Genomic DNA, 16323 nt, shown 5'->3' on the forward strand with positions numbered 1-16323 from the left:
ACGCTGTCCGACGGACCAGCCTGTACCGATGGACCAGCGCGCTTCGACAGGGCCGACGTGCCCCGTGGGACGGTCTGCTCCGATATGCGGTGGCGGTCGCCGAGTACAGGCGATCAGTGCACGTTTCGGCTGCGCCGGATCGCGAAGAGCACGCCGCCCGCGCACGCCGCCAGGAGCGCCGCCACACCGACCGTGACGAGCGCAGAGCCGATCGCCGCCGGGATGCCGGAAGCGCCGTCGTTGCCGTCATCCGGTGAAGCGGCTGCCGGAGTCGGCTGAGACGAATGCTGGGCTCCGGCGCTCGGCGCCGCGGATCCCGTCGATGTGGCATCCGGCGCAGGAGTGCCGGATCCCGCGGGAGCCGGCGCACGACAGTTCGGCACCTGGTAGGAGACGATGCGGTCCGGGTCGGTCACCAGGGCACCGCCGCCGTCGTAGCCGTGATCGGGGGCGCGGGGTCCGCATCCGCCGAAATAGTCGCCGATGGTGGCGTTCACCGTGCCGCCGGAGTGTGCGTCGACGTCGACGGCAGCCTTCATCACGCCGTCGAACGAGGTGCCGATCACCGTGACGGCGTCGCTGATGCTGCCGGCCAGGATCCGCACGCCGACGCCGAAGTGGGCGAGGTTCGAGTCCTCGACATCGACGACGGACGATGGTCCGGCCGTCGCGCTCAGTTCGACGGCCGGACCGGATCCGCCTCCGCCGGCTTCCGACCCGAGTCGAGCGATCTCCGCACCCCTGGTGCCGCTGACGAGCACGGCCGGTCCGGTCAGACCCGACACCAGGGTGCCGGTGACGACGCTGTCAGTGGAGGACAAGAGGCTCACCGCGGTGCCAGTCTGGGAGAAGGTGCTGGAGTCGAGCACCGGTGCGGCGGTGTGCTCGATGACGACTCCGGAGTCGTCATCCTGGAACGTGTTGCCGAACATGGTGAGCCCGTCCGCGCCCGTCGCCCACACACCGGCGGACGGTCCCGTCGCAGAGTGGTTGCCGAGGAGGGCGTTGCCCTGGAGGTAGGCATCCTGTGCGCCGTCCAGCAGGATTCCGCGGGCGCACTGCAACACCGAGGAGTCGACGACGCGCACGTGCCGCCCCGTGACGTCGATGCCGCGTGTGTCGCCCGCCGCGCCGTTGCAGGTCGCCCCGACGGCGTTGATCGTGACGTTGTCCGCCGTGACGATCAGCGCGGACCCTCGTGGGGACGCGACCACCGTCGCCTGGAGCGACTCCAGCGTGAGCGATTTGTCAACGCGGATGGGACCGCGATATGTGCCGGGCTGCAGGGAGACCGTGTCGCCCGGCCGTGCGCCCGCGATGGCGGCGTTCACGTCATCGCCGGGATGCACGGTGATCGTGCTGGGCGCAGCAGCGAATGCGTCCGTCGTCGGTGCGAACAGCAGCGCAAGTGCGACGATCGTCCCGCTCGCCGCCACGACCGCACGCCCGCGCGCGAACCGCACTGTCCGCATCCGTCAGCCTCCTGGCCCACTCGATTCCAGCATCCTCTTCGTGCCCCGGCACGACAACGGTGGAGGGGTGGGCTCGGCGGCGCGACAAGGGTGGAGAGGAGGGCTCTGCGGCAGGACAACGGTGGAGAGGTGGTTGCGTGCGGAGCGACATCGGTCGCGACGAGTGAGGTGCCGGGTGGGCGGTGACGGATCGACGGCGAAGATCGCGAGCCGGCATGCCCGGTGATGGGCGCCGCCCCGGTCAGTCGCTGACGACCGCGCGTCGCTTCGGGATGTAGCGCGGAGCGAAGCGGAGCAGCATCCCGGCGCCGACGAGACCGAGAACGCCCATGGAGACGGATGCCACTCCCAGCGAGAACAGCGCCGTGATGCCCGACACGAGAAGCGGCGCCCCCGCCTGTCCGGCATCGTTCGTGAAGCGCCACGCGCCGAGGAACGGAGCCGGATCCCTGCGCGGCGCGAGGTCCGCGCCCAGTGTCATCAGGATGCCGCTGCCCACCCCGTTCGTCACGGCCATCGCGATGGCGACCACCGTGAACCAGGTCTGATCCACGACGAACGCGAGCGCGATATGCGTGATGCTCAGCCCCAGCATGGAGGGGAGCGCGGACCAGAGCCGGCCGAACCGGTCCATGATCTGACCGGACGTGTAGAAGAGGGCGAAGTCGACGGCACCGGCGATGCCGATGATGAGTGCCGTGTTCGTCGCGGGAAGACCGATCGCCACCGCAGCCAACGGCAGGATCACAGTGCGTGAGGACCTCAATGCGGAGATGAGCGCAGCGCAGGTTCCCATCCGCAGCAGAACGTCACGGTTGCGCCAGATGGTGCGGAAGAGGCCCTCCGTGCGCTCCTTCGCCTCGACGCGGCCGGCATCCGGAACAGCGCTCGCCTTCGTCGTCGCCGGCCCCTTCTCCACCATCGCCACGCCGCTCGGCGCGATCTTCTCCGTCGGGTCGGGGACGACGAGCAGCACGATCGTGGCGGCCACGCACATCACGATGTGCACCCAGAACACGGCGTGCGCGTTGCCGAAGATGGCGATGACGGCCGCGCTGAGGAAGGGTCCCACGAACCATCCGCCGCGGAAGACGCCGCCGAGCGTCGACAGCGCGCGCGCCCGGTAGCGGATCGGAACGTATCCGGTCATGAAGGCATGCCGCGCGAGAGCGAACACGCTCGTCGCGAGACCGATGAGGAAGACGCCGATGGTGAGCAGAACATCCCCCTGCGCGAGGAGGCACACGACGAGTCCGACGATGCAGAGCAGGGCGGACCCGATCATCGACCGACGCTCACCGAACCTCGAGACGATCCAGCCGCTCGGGATGTCACCGACCATCTCGCCGACCATGATCATGCCGCCGATGAACCCGGCGAGAGCGAGCCCGGCGCCGAGGTTGTGGGCGAGCACCGGGATGATCGGGATGACGGCACCTTCGCCGATCGAGAAGAGTGCGGTCGGCAGGAACGCGGCGAGCGCGATGTCACGGATGCTGAAGTTCGCGTCGCTCACGGTCATATCCCTTCCAGCCTAGGTGGTATACCAGGTGGCTCCGGACGGAGCTCGCACGTGGCCGCACGGATGATCCGCCCGAACACGGCCTAGGCTTGTGCGGTCATGATCGAACTGGACTTGAGCTCGCAGATCGCGGATGTGCGCGCGACTTTCGCAGAAATCCGTGCCGTCGTCGACGTCGAGCGTCTGCGCGCCGATATCGAACGTCTCAGCGAGGAGGCAGGCGTCCCCGACCTCTGGGACGACCCCGAGAAGGCTCAGAAGGTGACGAGTGCGCTCAGTCACCGCCAGACGGAGCTCACCAAGCTGACGAACATCGAGCAGCGCATCGACGATCTCGAGGTGCTCGTCGAGCTGGCGAACTCCGAGGGCGACGACGAATCCGCCGACGAGGCTCGCAACGAGCTTCAGGAACTGCAGAAGACGGTCGGCGAGCTCGAGGTGCAGACACTCCTCGACGGCGAGTACGACGAGCGTCCCGCCGTGGTCACGATCCGTGCGGGCGCCGGCGGCGTCGACGCGGCCGATTTCGCGGAGATGCTGCTGCGCATGTACCTGCGGTGGGCGGAGCAGCACGGGTACCCGGTGCAGGTCATGGACACGAGCTACGCGGAGGAAGCCGGCATCAAGTCCGCGACCTTCGAGGTGGATGCTCCCTACGCCTTCGGAACGCTCTCCGTCGAGGCCGGAACGCATCGACTGGTGCGCATGAGCCCGTTCAACTCGGCCGGAAAGCGGCAGACGTCGTTCGCCGCCGTCGAGGTGATCCCGCTCATGGAGGAGGCACAGGAGGTCGACGTTCCGGAGACGGATATCCGCGTCGACGTGTTCCGCTCGTCCGGTCCGGGCGGACAGTCCGTCAACACGACGGACTCCGCGGTGCGCATCACCCACCTTCCGACCGGGATCGTGGTGTCGATGCAGAACGAGAAGTCCCAGATCCAGAATCGCGCGGCCGCCATGCGCGTTCTGCAATCTCGCCTCTTGCTGCTGCAGCGCGAAGCGGAGGCTGCCGCGAAGAAGGAACTCGCCGGCAACATCACCGCCAGCTGGGGAGACCAGATGCGGTCGTACGTGCTTGCGCCGTATCAGATGGTCAAGGATCTGCGCACCGATCACGAGGTCAACAACCCGCAGGCCGTGTTCGACGGCGACCTCGACGGCTTCATCGCCGCCGGCATCCGGTGGCGCAAGCAGAAGCCCGAGGACTGAGACCCGGTTTCGGTTCCACGTGCGAGACCGACCACCGCGACGGCGGTCGGCGCTGGGCCTCCATCGCCGGTTCCGGCGCGCCGCGGGCGGCGTGACGGCCGTGCCGAGAGGGAGCGTCGCGGCAGAGGTCAGAAATGACCTCCGCTCTGAGCTCCAGCGCCCGGGTGAGTCGCTCGGTCGCATCCGTGGGGCGTGTGTTTAGGCTGGGCGGGTCATGATCCGATTCGAGCACGTCAGCAAGAGCTACAAGGGAACCCCCCGCCCGGCCCTCGACGACATCACGACCGAGATTCTCCGCGGAGAATTCGTGTTCGTGGTGGGCGCGTCCGGATCGGGGAAGTCGACCTTCCTTCGATTGATCCTGCGCGAGGAGAAGGTGACGCGTGGCAAGTTGCACGTGCTCGGCCAAGACCTCAGCACCATCTCGAACCGCAAGGTCCCCTATTTCCGTCGGAATGTGGGCGTGGTCTTCCAGGACTTCCGTCTTCTCACGAACAAGACGGTCTTCGACAACGTGGCCTTCACGCTGAAGGTCATCGGCAAGTCGAAGGGATTCATCCACGAGGCCGTGCCCGACGTGCTGGCCATGGTGGGGCTCGCCGAGAAGGCAGGGCGCTTCCCGCACGAGCTCTCCGGCGGCGAGCAGCAGCGCGTCGCCATCGCGCGCGCCGTGGTGAACAAACCGCAGATCCTGCTCGCGGATGAGCCGACGGGCAACCTCGACCCGGCAACGAGCGCAGGCATCACCGCCGTCCTGGAGCGCATCAACGCCGCAGGCACGACGGTGCTGATGGCCACGCACGAGGCCGGACTCGTGGATCAGATGCAGAAGCGCGTCATCGAGCTCGTCGACGGCAAGCTGGTGCGCGACGAGCGACACGGCGGCTACGGCTTCACGGCAGCGACCCCCGTGCCGGACCCTCACGAGGAGACCTCGGAGATACCCGAAGGCTATGGGCTCCCCGACGCGGGGGCTGTGCAGCCCGCTGCAGCCGCGACAGCGGCAGCGTCAGCCGCGAAGCCGAAGAAGCGACGTGGTGCCAAGTCCGCTCGCACCGCGACACGATCAGCGGATGCCACAGCCACCGCGAACAGCGCTGCTCCCGTCCCCGAGACGGCGTCCACCGAGACGTCCGCCGTGGCTGTGGCGGTGGGTGCCGCCGCGGTTTCCGCCCTGGCGGCGGACGGCAAGGGAGCCGCGGCGAACGCGGTCGCGCCCGGAGCGATTCCCGCTCGTGAATCATCGGTCGCTGTATCGCCGGTCGGCGCCACTCCGACCGGGGCGGTCACCGTCACCGGGCAACCCACGGCATACGTCCAACAGACACCCGCGAACACCGGACCAGTCGACGACGCCGACGAGCCGGCCGATGCTGCCGCGTCCGATGCCGGAACGTCCGCTCCGCACACGGATGCCGTGGTGCGCGAGCCGGTGGCGGTGTCGTCGCGAGGCGCGGCATCCGCTCCGGTGGAATCGGTCGTCGATCTCGACGGGCACTTCGCGAACCCGCCGACCGCACCCGTGCGCCGGCCGGACTCGAGCGATGTCGCCGAGCTGACCCTCGCCGAGCGTCTCGGCCTGCGAGCGCCAGGAAGGCACGACCACGACGACGACTCCAACCAGGATGTGGGACCCGTTTCATGAGATTCGCACTCGTCCTCTCCGAAGCAGGAAGCGGTCTGCGGCGCAACCTGTCCATGGTCATCTCGGTCGTGCTCGTGACGTTCATCTCGCTCACGTTCGTGGGCACGGCGATCCTCATGCAGATGCAGATCGGCCAGATGAAGAACTACTGGTACGACCGTGCGCAGGTGGCCGTCTACATGTGCACCGAGACGGACAACACCGCCACCTGCCAGGGGCAGGACGCGACTGCCGAGCAGATCGCCGCGGTGAAGGCGAAACTGGGGTCGCCGGCGCTTGCACCCTTCATCGACAAGTTCTACTTCGAGAACCACCAGCAGGCGTATGCGGACTTCAAGAAGCAGTTCAAGGGCAACCCCGTCGCCGACTACGTGACCCCCGAGCTGCTGAACCAGACGTTCTGGATCAAGCTGAAGAACCAGCAGCAGTCCGACGTGATCGCGCAGAGCCTGAGCGGCGTGGCCGGAGTGCAGGGCGTGACGGATCAGCGCAGCTACCTGGATCAGATCTTCCGCATCCTCAACGCCGCAAGCCTCACGGCCATCGCGATCGCCGCGGTGATGCTCGTCGCGGCCGCACTGCTGATCGCCACGACCATCCGGCTCTCCGCGTTCTCGCGAAGACGGGAGCTGGGCATCATGAGGCTCGTCGGGGCGTCGAACGGGTTCATCCAGACCCCGTTCGTGCTGGAGGGGATGCTCGCAGCCCTGATCGGGTCGTTGCTGTCCGTCGGTGCCGTGTTCGCCATCGTGTGGTTCTTCGTGCACGGATACCTCGCCCAGAAGATGCAGCTGACATCCTTCGTCGGCCTGGACAGCGCCTGGATCGTGGCGCCGATCCTCGTGGTGGTCGGGATAGGACTGGCCGCGCTCGCGTCGAATGTGGCGATCACGCGCTACCTGAAGGTCTGACCCGGGTCGGCGGCATCCGTCGTGTTGACGGATGCGCGAAGCGACCCGTGAACGGTGTGCGCCGCGCTATGCTGGTGGGCTGCTGTGTCCTGCCGGGGCGTGGCATCCGTCCCGCCGCATGATACAGCGGCGACGATCGGCCGACGAGGAGAACGAACCATGCCCAGGGAACGTGGTCAGAAGGTGGTGGCGACGAATCGCCGCGCCCGCCACGACTACCTCATCGAGGACACGTATGAGGCGGGGCTCGTGCTCACCGGCACCGAGGTGAAGTCACTGCGCGAGGGACGTGCGTCGCTCGTGGACGGCTACGCGTTCATCGACGGGGGAGAGGCGTGGCTCGATGCCGTGTACATCCCCGAGTACCTCGACGGCACGTGGAACAATCACGCGCCGCGCCGCAAGCGCAAGCTGCTGCTGCACAAGCAGCAGATCGTGAAGATCGCCAACAAGATCAAGGACGGCGGCTACACGCTGATCCCGCTGCAGCTCTACTTCGCCGACGGTCGGGCCAAGGTGGAGATCGGTGTCGCGAAGGGCAAGCGCGAGTACGACAAGCGCCAGGCGCTCCGCGAACGTCAGGACAAGCGCGAGGCGGACCGTGCAATGGCCGGCAGGAACCACCTCGGCGAGTAGGGCCTCAGCCGGCGGACCTGCCGAACGCGCCGATGCTGAGCGCCGCGACAAGGCGTTCCTGAGTCTCGCCGAGCCACCAGTACAGCGCGCGATCCAGGTCGTGCTCGGCTCCTGCGAGGCCATCGTCGCCGTCGTGCTCGATCGCCAGACGATCCGCGAGCAGGAGCCGCAGATCCGTCACGTTGCGCAGCAGTGCGTGCACACCCGCATCGTCGAAGGTCACCGTGCGTGCCTGCGGGCCGCGCAGCAGTGAACCGGATGACGCGGGCTCGGCGTTCGTGAATGCATCCATAACACCGCGCGCACCGCCGCTCTTCGACGTGACGAGGTCGACGTCGGTGAGGGAATGGAACTCGGCGCTGGCCTCATCGTCGTCGCGATAGGCGTCAGGGAAGAGCGGGGACGGCACGACGGCGCCGTCGGCGACGGATCGGAGGCGATCGGCGAGCGTGCCGAGCAGATCCGCCTCCATGCGGGTGAGCGCGATGAACTCGTCGCTCGACAGCGTGACGGCGATCCGGCCGTCGCGAGTGCGGCGGATGCGGGTCACGACTCGGCCCGGTCGACACTCGCCGAGAGGCCGAATCCGTGCATGGCGTGCACATGCGCCTCCATCGTCTCGCGTGCGCCCGTCGCGACGATGGCGCGGCCCTCGTGATGCACCTGGAGCATGAGCCTGGTGGCCTTCTCCTGGCTGAACCCGAAGTAGCTGCGGAACACGTACACCACGTACGACATGAGGTTCACCGGATCGTTCCACACGACGGCGCGCCACGGAGTGTCGAGGCTGTGCCGAGGCGTGAGGTCGAGGTCTTCCTCGGTGCGCTCGATCGTCGCCGGGTCGCTGATTGCGGATGCCACCCCTCCAGGTTCGCACATCCGGGCATGACATGACGGTGGTCTGTGTTGTACTCTAAAAGACCGCCGCTGCGGCGGACGTTCCTTCAGAACTCAACAGCGCGACAACAACCCGCCCATGGGGATGATCGGTTTCGACATCGTCTGCGAGATTACGAGAAGCGGGTCGAGGATGCAGGGTTATCTCGTTAACGATCTCTGCAAAAAATAAGTGCCAATTCCAACAGCACTGTCTCCGCTAAGGCCCAGGTCGCTCTCGCGGCCTAGTCGTTCTTAGCGACTTGAGAGACCGTCAGCCCGGGAATGCTCTCTACCCGGATCCTGGCGTCAGCTAGAGAGATTGCTTCTACGAATCGTCATGGGACGTAGAGGGACTCCAACCGTGACTGGGTTCGTCGGATCAGCTGCCAATGGCAAGTTCCGGAACCGAGCAAAGCGTCTTCATTGGATACGCCCGTAGAAGGCGTATGACCACAGCGATGGACGGGGGTTCAATTCCCCCCATCTCCACACGATTGAGGGTTGAGGCGCGCACGCGCCGAAAGCAACCTGGGTTGTTGTCGCGAACTGTCGAGTTCGACGTGAAACGGATGAAGGCCGCCCTCAGGGGCGGCCTTCATCCGTTTCGGCACATTCATGGTCACCTCTACGTGCCGGTCGACGTCGGATCTGCTGCCGCGGATCGACCGCGCCGCACCCGGAGGGGTTCCATGCGGCGTGCGTTCGAGTAGAACGGAAGGACACGCCCCGGCGGCCGGTCCCCGGGATGCGAACCGACGCCGACGGGAGGTGCGCAGTGCAGGACGCCGTGGTGGTCGGATCCGGACCGAACGGGCTTGCGGCAGCCGTCACGCTCGCCCGTGCGGGCCTCGAGGTCACCGTGCTCGAGGGTGCCGACCACATCGGAGGCGGCAGTTCGTCCGCGGAGCTCACGCTTCCTGGCGTCGTGCACGACGTGTGCTCCGCGGTGCATCCGATGGCGCTGGCGAGCGAGTTCTTCCGCCGGTTCGAGCTGGGGCGCCGCATCGAGCTGCTCGTTCCGGAGATCTCGTACGGGCATCCGCTCGATGGCGGTCGCGCCGCGATCGCCTACCGCGACCTGGAGCGCACAGCGCTCGAGCTCGGCCCGGACGGGATCGCGTGGCGGCGGCTGTTCGCGCCGGTGGTCCGGGATGGCGGGGCTGCGCTGGGGGAGACCATCGGGGGATCCCTCTTACGGATGCCGCGGCATCCGCTCACGCTCGCCCGCTTCGGGCTGCGCGCGCTCCGGCACGGCACCCGCCTGTGGGACGGCGTCTTCGACGACGTCGCCGCTGCCGCGTTGCTCACCGGTGTGTTCGCGCACACGATCCAGCGGATGCCCGCCCTGGGTACCGCAGCGGCCGGGCTCGCCCTCGCTGCGTTCGCCCATGCCGGCGGATGGCCGATTCCGCGCGGCGGCAGCGGCGCGATCGCGAAGGCCATGGCCGACGACCTCGCCGCGCACGGCGGACGCATCGAGACCGGCGTCTGGGTGAGCGGTCTCGATGAGCTGCCGCCGGCCCGCGTGACGCTCCTCGATGTCACCCCGCGCGCCTTCCTGCAGCTCGCGGGCGACCGGATGACGGGATCCGGACCGTATCGTCGGTTCCGCTACGGCAACGCGGCGGCGAAGGCGGACTTCGTGCTGTCCGAGCCCGTTCCGTGGGCCAACGAGGAGCTGCGCAGCGCGGTGACGGTGCACGTCGGCGGCCCGCGCGAGGCGTTGGTGCACGCGGAGGCGGCGGTGGCGGCGGGCAGCCGAGCGCGTGATCCTTACGTTCTCACCGCCCAGCCGACGCTGTTGGATCCGGATCGTGCCCCCGGCCGCCACGTCCTCTGGGCGTATACGCACGTGCCCGCCGGATCCGCCGTGGATCCGCGGGAGGCGATCGTGGAGCGCATCGAACGCTTCGCGCCGGGATTCCGCGACACGATCGTCGCGAGCAGCGGGCAGAGCGCGCAGGAGCTCGACAGACGCAATCCGAACGATGTCGCCGGCGACATCGCGTCGGGCGCCGTCACGTTCGGGCAGCTGATCGCCCGGCCGACGTTCGGACCTCATCCGTGGCAGACGCCGGTGCGCGGGGTCTACCTGTGCTCGGCGTCGACGGTGCCGGGTCCCGGAGTACACGGGCTTGCAGGCTGGAACGCTGCGCTGCGCGCGCTGCAGCACGAATTCGGCATCACGAAGGAGCCCGATCTCTCACTCGGCGCGTGACCGCGTCTCCACTCGTCCGCCCGGTTCTCACGCACACGCGCCGACCACGCGGCATGAACGGAGGGTGGCGCACCCCCATCCGGCGTGCTCGGCTGTCCGTTCGTGTCGCGTGTGAACGCCGCAGGCGACATCAAGGGACAGTGGAGTCAGGGAGTGGCGTGCGGGAGCGTGCGGGAGCGTGCGGGAGGGGGTTCGGGAGCGGGCAGCTTGGCCTGCGGGAAGCGGCGCCGGAGCGGGGCCGGATCAGTGCGCCTCGAGCGCCTTCGCGCAGTCGATGCAGAGCTCCGCGTAGGGCCGTGCGCGCAGCCTGGCAACGCCGATGGGCTTGCCGCAGTTCTGGCAGACGCCGTAGGTGCCGGCCTCGATGCGAGTCAGCGCGTGGTCGACTTCCGTGAGTTCGACGTCGAGCTCGTCGTGCAGACCGGTCAGCTGCGACCACGTCGCGGCCATGGTCGGACCCTCCGGGTCGTGCTCGTCGTCCGCCTGCCCGCCCGAACGCGCCTCTCGTGCGTCGCTCAGCGATTCGTCCAGGCGCCCCTGTCTGGCCAGCACTTCTCGCCGACGCGCATCGAGCGCATCGTGGAATTCGCGTCGCTGAGCATCCGTCAGGCTTCGTCGCACAGAAGGCACCCGCCGATAGTACGACTAAGTGCGTCCGGATGCCGTCAGCACGATCAGCGCGCCGTTCAGCCCGACGATGGCCGCCACGGTCACGATTCCCGCGATCCTGAGCGGCGTGCGGTTTGCGAAGACGCCCATGGTGGAGCGTCGCGACGTGAACCAGACGAGCGGGATCACGGCGAACGGGATGCCGACGCTGAGCACCACCTGACTGATCACGAGCGCCCACGTGGGGTCGAGCCCGAGCCCGAGCACGATGAGCGCCGGTGCGAGCGTGACAGCCCGCCGCACCAGCAGCGGGACGCGCACGTGCAGCAGGCCGGACATCACCGACGCCCCGGCGTAGCAGCCGACGGAGGTCGAGGCGAGGCCCGACGCCAGAAGGCCGATCCCGAAGACCACGCCGATCGCGGGCCCAAGTGCCTGGGTGATGGCCTGGTGAGCGCCCTCGATCGTGTCGGTGCCGTCTGCACCGGAGAGGCTCGCGGCGGCGAGGAGCAGCATCGCGATGTTCACCGATCCGGCGATGATCAGAGCGAAGATCACATCCCAGCGGTTCGCGCGCAACAGGTGACGCACCCGCGCCGGATCCTCGGATGCTCCGTGCCGGTCGAGCGCGAGTGCCGAGTGCAGGTAGACGGCGTGGGGCATGACCGTGGCGCCGAGCATGCTGGCAGCGAGCAGCACGGAACGGGATCCCTCGAACCGGGGAACGATGCCGGCGACGGCAGCACCCCAGTCGACCGGACTCACGGTGAGGGCTGCGACGAATCCGATGGTGATGACCGCGAGCAGCCCCATCATGACGAACTCGAAGGTGCGCTGCCCGCGGCGGGACTGGATCGCCAGCAGCGCCATCGAGACAACGCCGACGATGACCCCGCCTGCGAGGAGCGGCACGCCGAACAGGATCTGCAGGGCGATGGCCCCGCCGATCACCTCGGCCATGTCTGTCGCGGCGGCGATGAGCTCCGCCTGCGCCCAGTAGAGCAGTCGGCCCGTGCGCGGCATCCGATCGCCCAACAATTCGGGGAGGCTGCGGCCCGTGACGAGGCCGAGCTTGGCGGAGAGGTACTGCACGATCACGGCCATGATGTTCGCGGCGACGAGCACCCACACCAGCAGGTACTGGAACTGCGCCCCGGCCGTGAGGTTCGCAGCGACATTGCCGGGGTCGACGTAGGCGATGGCGGCGACGAAGGCCGGCCCGATCAGCCAGAGCAGGCGTCGCTCCGGCGCCTTGCCGGGCGCGAGCGTGCCCGTGCCCTCGTCCGTTGTGGATTCCCGAGTCATGCCGTCCTGCCGCCGTGATGGACCATCGAAGGGTGGGTCCTCCTGAAAAGTTAGTCCCATCTAACTTTCTCTGTATAGCAGGCTGAACGCGGGATGGCGGCCACGGCATCCGCATGGCACGGCAAAGGGGCGGAGCCCGAAGGCTCCGCCCCTCATCCGCGCCCGTGTCGCCCAGTCGGTCGGCGGCGACGGTCGGTGCGTTCCGGTCAGTAGCGGCCGGTCAGCGCCTTGCTCTTGATGGCATCGAACTCGCCCTGCGAGATCGCGCCCTGGTCGAGGAGCTCCTTCGCCTTGGCGATGTCACTGGCCGGGTTGGCTGACGCCTGCGGTCTGTACGAGTCGTCCTCAGGCACGACGCCGCGACGTCGTTGCGCTCGCTCGGCCATTCCGCGCCCGCGGGCGATCACGTAGACGAGCGCGGTGAGGAAGGGCACGAAGATCAGGAAGATGATCCACAGGGCCTTCCACCAACCGTTCAGCGACTGGTCGGCGAAGAGATCGAACAGGATGTAGAAGACGGCCACGAGGTAGGCCGCGAAGAGAAGGATGTCGATGAACATCCAGACGAAATTCGCGAAAGACATGTGTGTGTTCCCGTCTGTCAGGCGAGGATCTTGGCCTTGAGCGAGTCGTACTCAGCTTGGGTGATCGTGCCGGCGTCCAGAAGCGCCTTCGCCTTGGCGATCTCATCGGCGGGCGACGCCCCTGCAACCTGCTTGATGTACTGGTCCGTCGCCTGCTGCACCTGTCGCTGTTCCTTGGCGCTGCGCTCCGCCATGCCGCGGCCGCGCGCGATGAGGTAGACGAGTGCGGTGAGGAAGGGCACGAAGATCAGGAAGATGATCCACAGGGCCTTCCACCAGCCGTTCAGCTTGTGATCGCGGAACAGGTCCGCGACGATCGCGAACAGTGCGAACAGGTACGCGATGAACGCGAAACTCCAGAAAATGACCCAGAGCACGTTCCAGAAATTGTCCCAGAAACTCATGCGGGTTCCTCCCCTCATGCGCCGTCGGGCGCGGCACGGATGCGATCGCGAGGCTTGCGATCGCACCCCAAGCTAGGCCAGGCGATCCGTGCGAGGCACACCCAGTCCGGGTGAAGTCGTGGCCGCGATGGCGTGCGAATCCCCGGGCCACCCGGATAGGGTGGCCTTGTTCATGCTCCGGGGGGAAATTGCATGTCAACAGTGGGATCACGATCGGCCCGGTCCGAAGCCGCAGGTCAAGCCAAGCGCGGCCGAGAGGCGCTTGTCGAGCGATCCGCCATTCCGGTGGAAGCGGTCTTCGAGATCGCCAGGACGCGACTCGACGAACCGATCGAGCAATTGCTTCGCGGCACGCACACCGCGGTCGCCCTGTGGGCGGCTGCGGGCGCAGGCAAGAGCGTGCTCATGGCACGCTGGGCGCGCATCCTTCGGGATCGTGGCGAGACGGTGCGCTGGGTGCAGGGCATCGCCCTTCCCGACGTGCTGTCCGAGGCGCGCGCTGCCAGGCAGCGGATCGTGCTCTTCGTGGACGACGCTCACCTGCTGACCTCCGCCCGAGCCAAGGCGGCGCTCTCCGCGCTCCTCGAAGAGGAGTCGGACACCGTGCGCATCGTCGTGGCCGGTCGGTACCAGCCGGTGACGGGACTGGCGTTCCTGCAGGCATCCGGTCGGCTCCTCGAGGTGCGCACCGAGGACCTCGCCTTCACACGTGACGATGTGCTCATGCTGGCTGACCGACACGGAATCGAGCTGACACCGGAGGTAGCCTCGGCGCTTGCCGCACGGACGGGCGGCTGGGCGACGGCGATCACGCTCGCCATGCCGTGGCTCACCAGGAGCGCCGACCCGAACGCCTCCGTCGGCGAGTTCAGCGGAGACGACGGAGCCGTGGCCGACTTCCTCATGTCCGAGGTGCTCGCCGGCTTCGACGAGGAGACGCGTCGCGTGCTCACGTCCGTGGCGGTCAGCGCATACGTCCCGGCAGATCTGGCGGCGTTGCTCTCGGGATCTTCTGACGTTGCCGCGGTGCTCCATCGTGTTGCAGCGACGAACGCGTTGCTGACAGAGGACGCGCAGGGCTTCCGGTTCCATCCGGTGCTTCTGGCCTTCCTCGGCGCGGAGGCACGCCGGATCAGCAGGCACGCGGCATCGGAGGCGCACGCGAAGGCCGCCGATTGGTTCGCTGCGCACGAACGTCCTGCGGATGCCGTACAGCAGGCGATCGACTCTGCCGACCTCGGCGTTCTGACGGACATGCTCTCCCGTGTCGGGCTCGAGTTGGCGCTCGAGGGCCGCAGCAAGCTGATCGCGTCGGCGCTCGCGCGCTACACAACGGAAGACAGCGAGCCGCTCGTCGCCCTGGTGCTCCGCCTGCTGCTGGATGCGCCGACGTTCGCGGACCCGCGGCGTGCGCACCACCTTCTGGCGCTCGCCGATCGTGCTGTCACCGCGACCGCCCCGGCCTCGACCGCGGACGCCTGGGTCGTCGCCCTGGATGCCGTGCGCTGCTTCGTGGAGGTGAGGGACAGGCGGTCGTTCGCCGGCGCATCCCGGCTGGCGGATGTGCTCGCCGCCGAACAACGGGGAGCGAACCTCGGTCTCGATCTCTTGTGTGCCACGGCCGAGGGATGGCTGCTCGCCCGCATCGGGGAGACGTCACGAGCCCACACCGTCATGCGTGATGTGCGCGTCTCGGCGCACCGCGCCGGACTGGGCTGGCTGTTCCTCGTGGCGAGCGAGCTGTCCATCGCCATCCTGAGCGACCTCGGACGCTGGGACGAAGCCGTCGAGTTGGAAGACCGGCTCGTTCAGGCCGCTGATCGCTTCACGGCCGCGCCCCGCGACAGGGTGCGGCGCCGAGTCGAGGTGGTCGCAGCCACCCGCCGCTACCTGCGCTGCGTGGAAGGCGACCCGCTCTCGTTGCACGATGTGATGGCATCCGATCCGCTCGGTCTCGATCCCGAATTGAGCACGACCGCGCGCGTGCTCGAGCTGCTGCCCGCGCTCGACACGACTCAGAACCCGCGCCGGGCCCTCGACGACGTCGAGCGGCTGATGCGCGAGACGGGCGTCTACGTACCGCGGACGCTCGCGCTCGTCGCACCGCGGATGATCTCCGCCCGACTCGGGCTGGACGGGCGGGCCAGGGCGCGGGAGACCGCTGAGCTCGTCTTCTCCGTGCTCGGGCCGAACAGCCTCGAAGCGGCGATCGCGCGGTTCGTGCTGAGCTCGCCGCTGCGTAACACGGAACCGGCTGCCCGGCAGCTTGAGGAAGCGGCCTCGGGGGAGAAGGCGTGGCATCCGGCGTCGTTCGTCACGGCGGCACTGCTGCTCGCTCGCTCGGCGGAAGAGAACGGACGCAGCGCGGAGGCGGATGCACTGACCGTGCGTGCCGTCGAGCTCGCCGTGCGCTACCGCCTGGAGCGTCCGTTCCTCGCCCCGGCCCTCGACGGCGTCGGCCTGATCTCGCGGCGACTCGGACGCTTCGGCCATCTTGAGGAGGACGCCAGGAGGATCCTCGCTCGCGCGCCGTCGAGCGCGCGGAACACGAACTCCGACGCGCTCGTGATCGAATCGCTCACGGCGAAAGAGCGGGACATTCTGTTGGAACTGCCGGTGCACCAGTCGGTGGCGGAGATCGCGCAGCGGCACTCGTTGAGCGTGAACACCGTCAAGACGCACCTGCGGAACATCTACCAGAAGCTCGGGGTCTCGGACCGCAGCGAGGCGGTCGCCACGGCGCAGCGGCTGGGCTTGATCTGACCCGCGAGAGCGCATGAATCCTGGTGCGAGAGCGCACGAAACCGGATGCGAGAGTGCACGCTTTGGAGCGCGAGAATGCACGATTCCATGGCCGACGTGCAGCGGATGGAACGGGTCGGATCGAATCACCCGCGGTAGGTGACGCGTCGGACGACGCCCCGTACGA

The 16323-nt window shown here is 68.0% G+C and carries 14 protein-coding genes and 1 other RNA gene; 7 read left to right on the forward strand and 8 right to left on the reverse strand.

The window, feature by feature from the left end; all coding sequences use genetic code 11:
• Nucleotides 1-113: 113 nt before the first annotated feature.
• Entirely contained in the window at nucleotides 114-1472 is a 1359-nt protein-coding gene (locus tag ACX9R5_RS10475; RefSeq protein WP_459408912.1) for a right-handed parallel beta-helix repeat-containing protein, read from the reverse strand.
• A 241-nt stretch (nucleotides 1473-1713) separates the two neighbouring features.
• A complete protein-coding gene (locus ACX9R5_RS10480; protein WP_459408913.1) occupies nucleotides 1714-2994 on the reverse strand; it encodes an MFS transporter in 1281 nt (426 codons plus the stop codon).
• 99 nt (nucleotides 2995-3093) lie between these two features.
• Between ACX9R5_RS10480 and prfB the strand changes: the two genes are divergently transcribed.
• The 4 genes from prfB (at nucleotide 3094) to smpB (ending at nucleotide 7395) form a co-directional block, all read left to right on the forward strand.
• Nucleotides 3094-4203 carry a peptide chain release factor 2 gene (prfB, locus tag ACX9R5_RS10485; protein WP_459408914.1) on the forward strand — a complete coding sequence of 370 codons (1110 nt, stop codon included), beginning with the start codon at nucleotides 3094-3096 and terminating at the stop codon, nucleotides 4201-4203.
• Nucleotides 4204-4417: 214 nt separating this feature from the next.
• Entirely contained in the window at nucleotides 4418-5848 is a 1431-nt protein-coding gene (gene ftsE, locus ACX9R5_RS10490) for a cell division ATP-binding protein FtsE (RefSeq protein WP_459408915.1), read from the forward strand.
• On the forward strand, nucleotides 5845-6759 hold the full coding sequence (gene ftsX / locus ACX9R5_RS10495) for a permease-like cell division protein FtsX (RefSeq protein ID WP_459408916.1): 915 nt from the start codon (nucleotides 5845-5847) through the stop codon (nucleotides 6757-6759). Before ftsE ends, ftsX begins: the two co-directional genes overlap by 4 nt.
• A 159-nt stretch (nucleotides 6760-6918) precedes the next feature.
• Nucleotides 6919-7395, forward strand: a complete 477-nt coding sequence (gene smpB, locus ACX9R5_RS10500; protein ID WP_459408917.1) for an SsrA-binding protein SmpB — start codon at nucleotides 6919-6921, stop codon at nucleotides 7393-7395.
• 4 nt (nucleotides 7396-7399) lie between these two features.
• Here smpB and ACX9R5_RS10505 read toward each other — a convergent pair whose 3' ends face one another.
• Nucleotides 7400-7945 (reverse strand): DUF2017 family protein, encoded by a 546-nt coding sequence (locus ACX9R5_RS10505; protein ID WP_459408918.1) that lies wholly within the window; start codon nucleotides 7943-7945, stop codon nucleotides 7400-7402.
• Nucleotides 7942-8226 carry an ATP-dependent Clp protease adapter ClpS gene (gene clpS / locus ACX9R5_RS10510; RefSeq protein ID WP_459409075.1) on the reverse strand — a complete coding sequence of 95 codons (285 nt, stop codon included), beginning with the start codon at nucleotides 8224-8226 and terminating at the stop codon, nucleotides 7942-7944. Before clpS ends, ACX9R5_RS10505 begins: the two co-directional genes overlap by 4 nt.
• Nucleotides 8227-8373: 147 nt before the next feature.
• Here clpS and ssrA point away from each other — a divergent pair.
• Together ssrA and ACX9R5_RS10520 are read left to right on the forward strand one after the other, a co-directional pair.
• Nucleotides 8374-8766, forward strand: a transfer-messenger RNA (tmRNA) gene (gene ssrA, locus ACX9R5_RS10515).
• Between the two features lie 283 nt (nucleotides 8767-9049).
• A complete protein-coding gene (locus ACX9R5_RS10520) occupies nucleotides 9050-10492 on the forward strand; it encodes a phytoene desaturase family protein (RefSeq protein WP_459408919.1) in 1443 nt (480 codons plus the stop codon).
• A gap of 243 nt (nucleotides 10493-10735) precedes the next feature.
• On the opposite strand, the gene ACX9R5_RS10525 is transcribed toward ACX9R5_RS10520, so the two are convergent.
• The 4 genes from ACX9R5_RS10525 to ACX9R5_RS10540 all read right to left on the reverse strand — a co-directional run bounded on the left by ACX9R5_RS10525 (nucleotide 10736) and on the right by ACX9R5_RS10540 (nucleotide 13394).
• Nucleotides 10736-11122 (reverse strand): TraR/DksA family transcriptional regulator, encoded by a 387-nt coding sequence (locus tag ACX9R5_RS10525; protein ID WP_459408920.1) that lies wholly within the window; start codon nucleotides 11120-11122, stop codon nucleotides 10736-10738.
• A 15-nt stretch (nucleotides 11123-11137) separates the two neighbouring features.
• Nucleotides 11138-12406 (reverse strand): Nramp family divalent metal transporter, encoded by a 1269-nt coding sequence (locus ACX9R5_RS10530; protein WP_459408921.1) that lies wholly within the window; start codon nucleotides 12404-12406, stop codon nucleotides 11138-11140.
• A 206-nt stretch (nucleotides 12407-12612) separates the two neighbouring features.
• Nucleotides 12613-12990, reverse strand: coding sequence for an SHOCT domain-containing protein (locus ACX9R5_RS10535; protein WP_459408922.1), 378 nt, complete (start codon nucleotides 12988-12990; stop codon nucleotides 12613-12615).
• A 17-nt stretch (nucleotides 12991-13007) separates the two neighbouring features.
• The gene (locus ACX9R5_RS10540) at nucleotides 13008-13394 is read right to left on the reverse strand and encodes an SHOCT domain-containing protein (protein ID WP_459408923.1); all 387 of its coding nucleotides are present in this window, start codon (nucleotides 13392-13394) and stop codon (nucleotides 13008-13010) included.
• Between the two features lie 192 nt (nucleotides 13395-13586).
• Between ACX9R5_RS10540 and ACX9R5_RS10545 the strand changes: the two genes are divergently transcribed.
• Complete coding sequence (locus ACX9R5_RS10545) at nucleotides 13587-16157, forward strand: helix-turn-helix transcriptional regulator (protein ID WP_459408924.1); 2571 nt, start codon at nucleotides 13587-13589, stop codon at nucleotides 16155-16157.
• Nucleotides 16158-16323 lie beyond the last annotated feature (166 nt).

This window comes from Rathayibacter sp. CAU 1779, assembly GCF_054551755.1.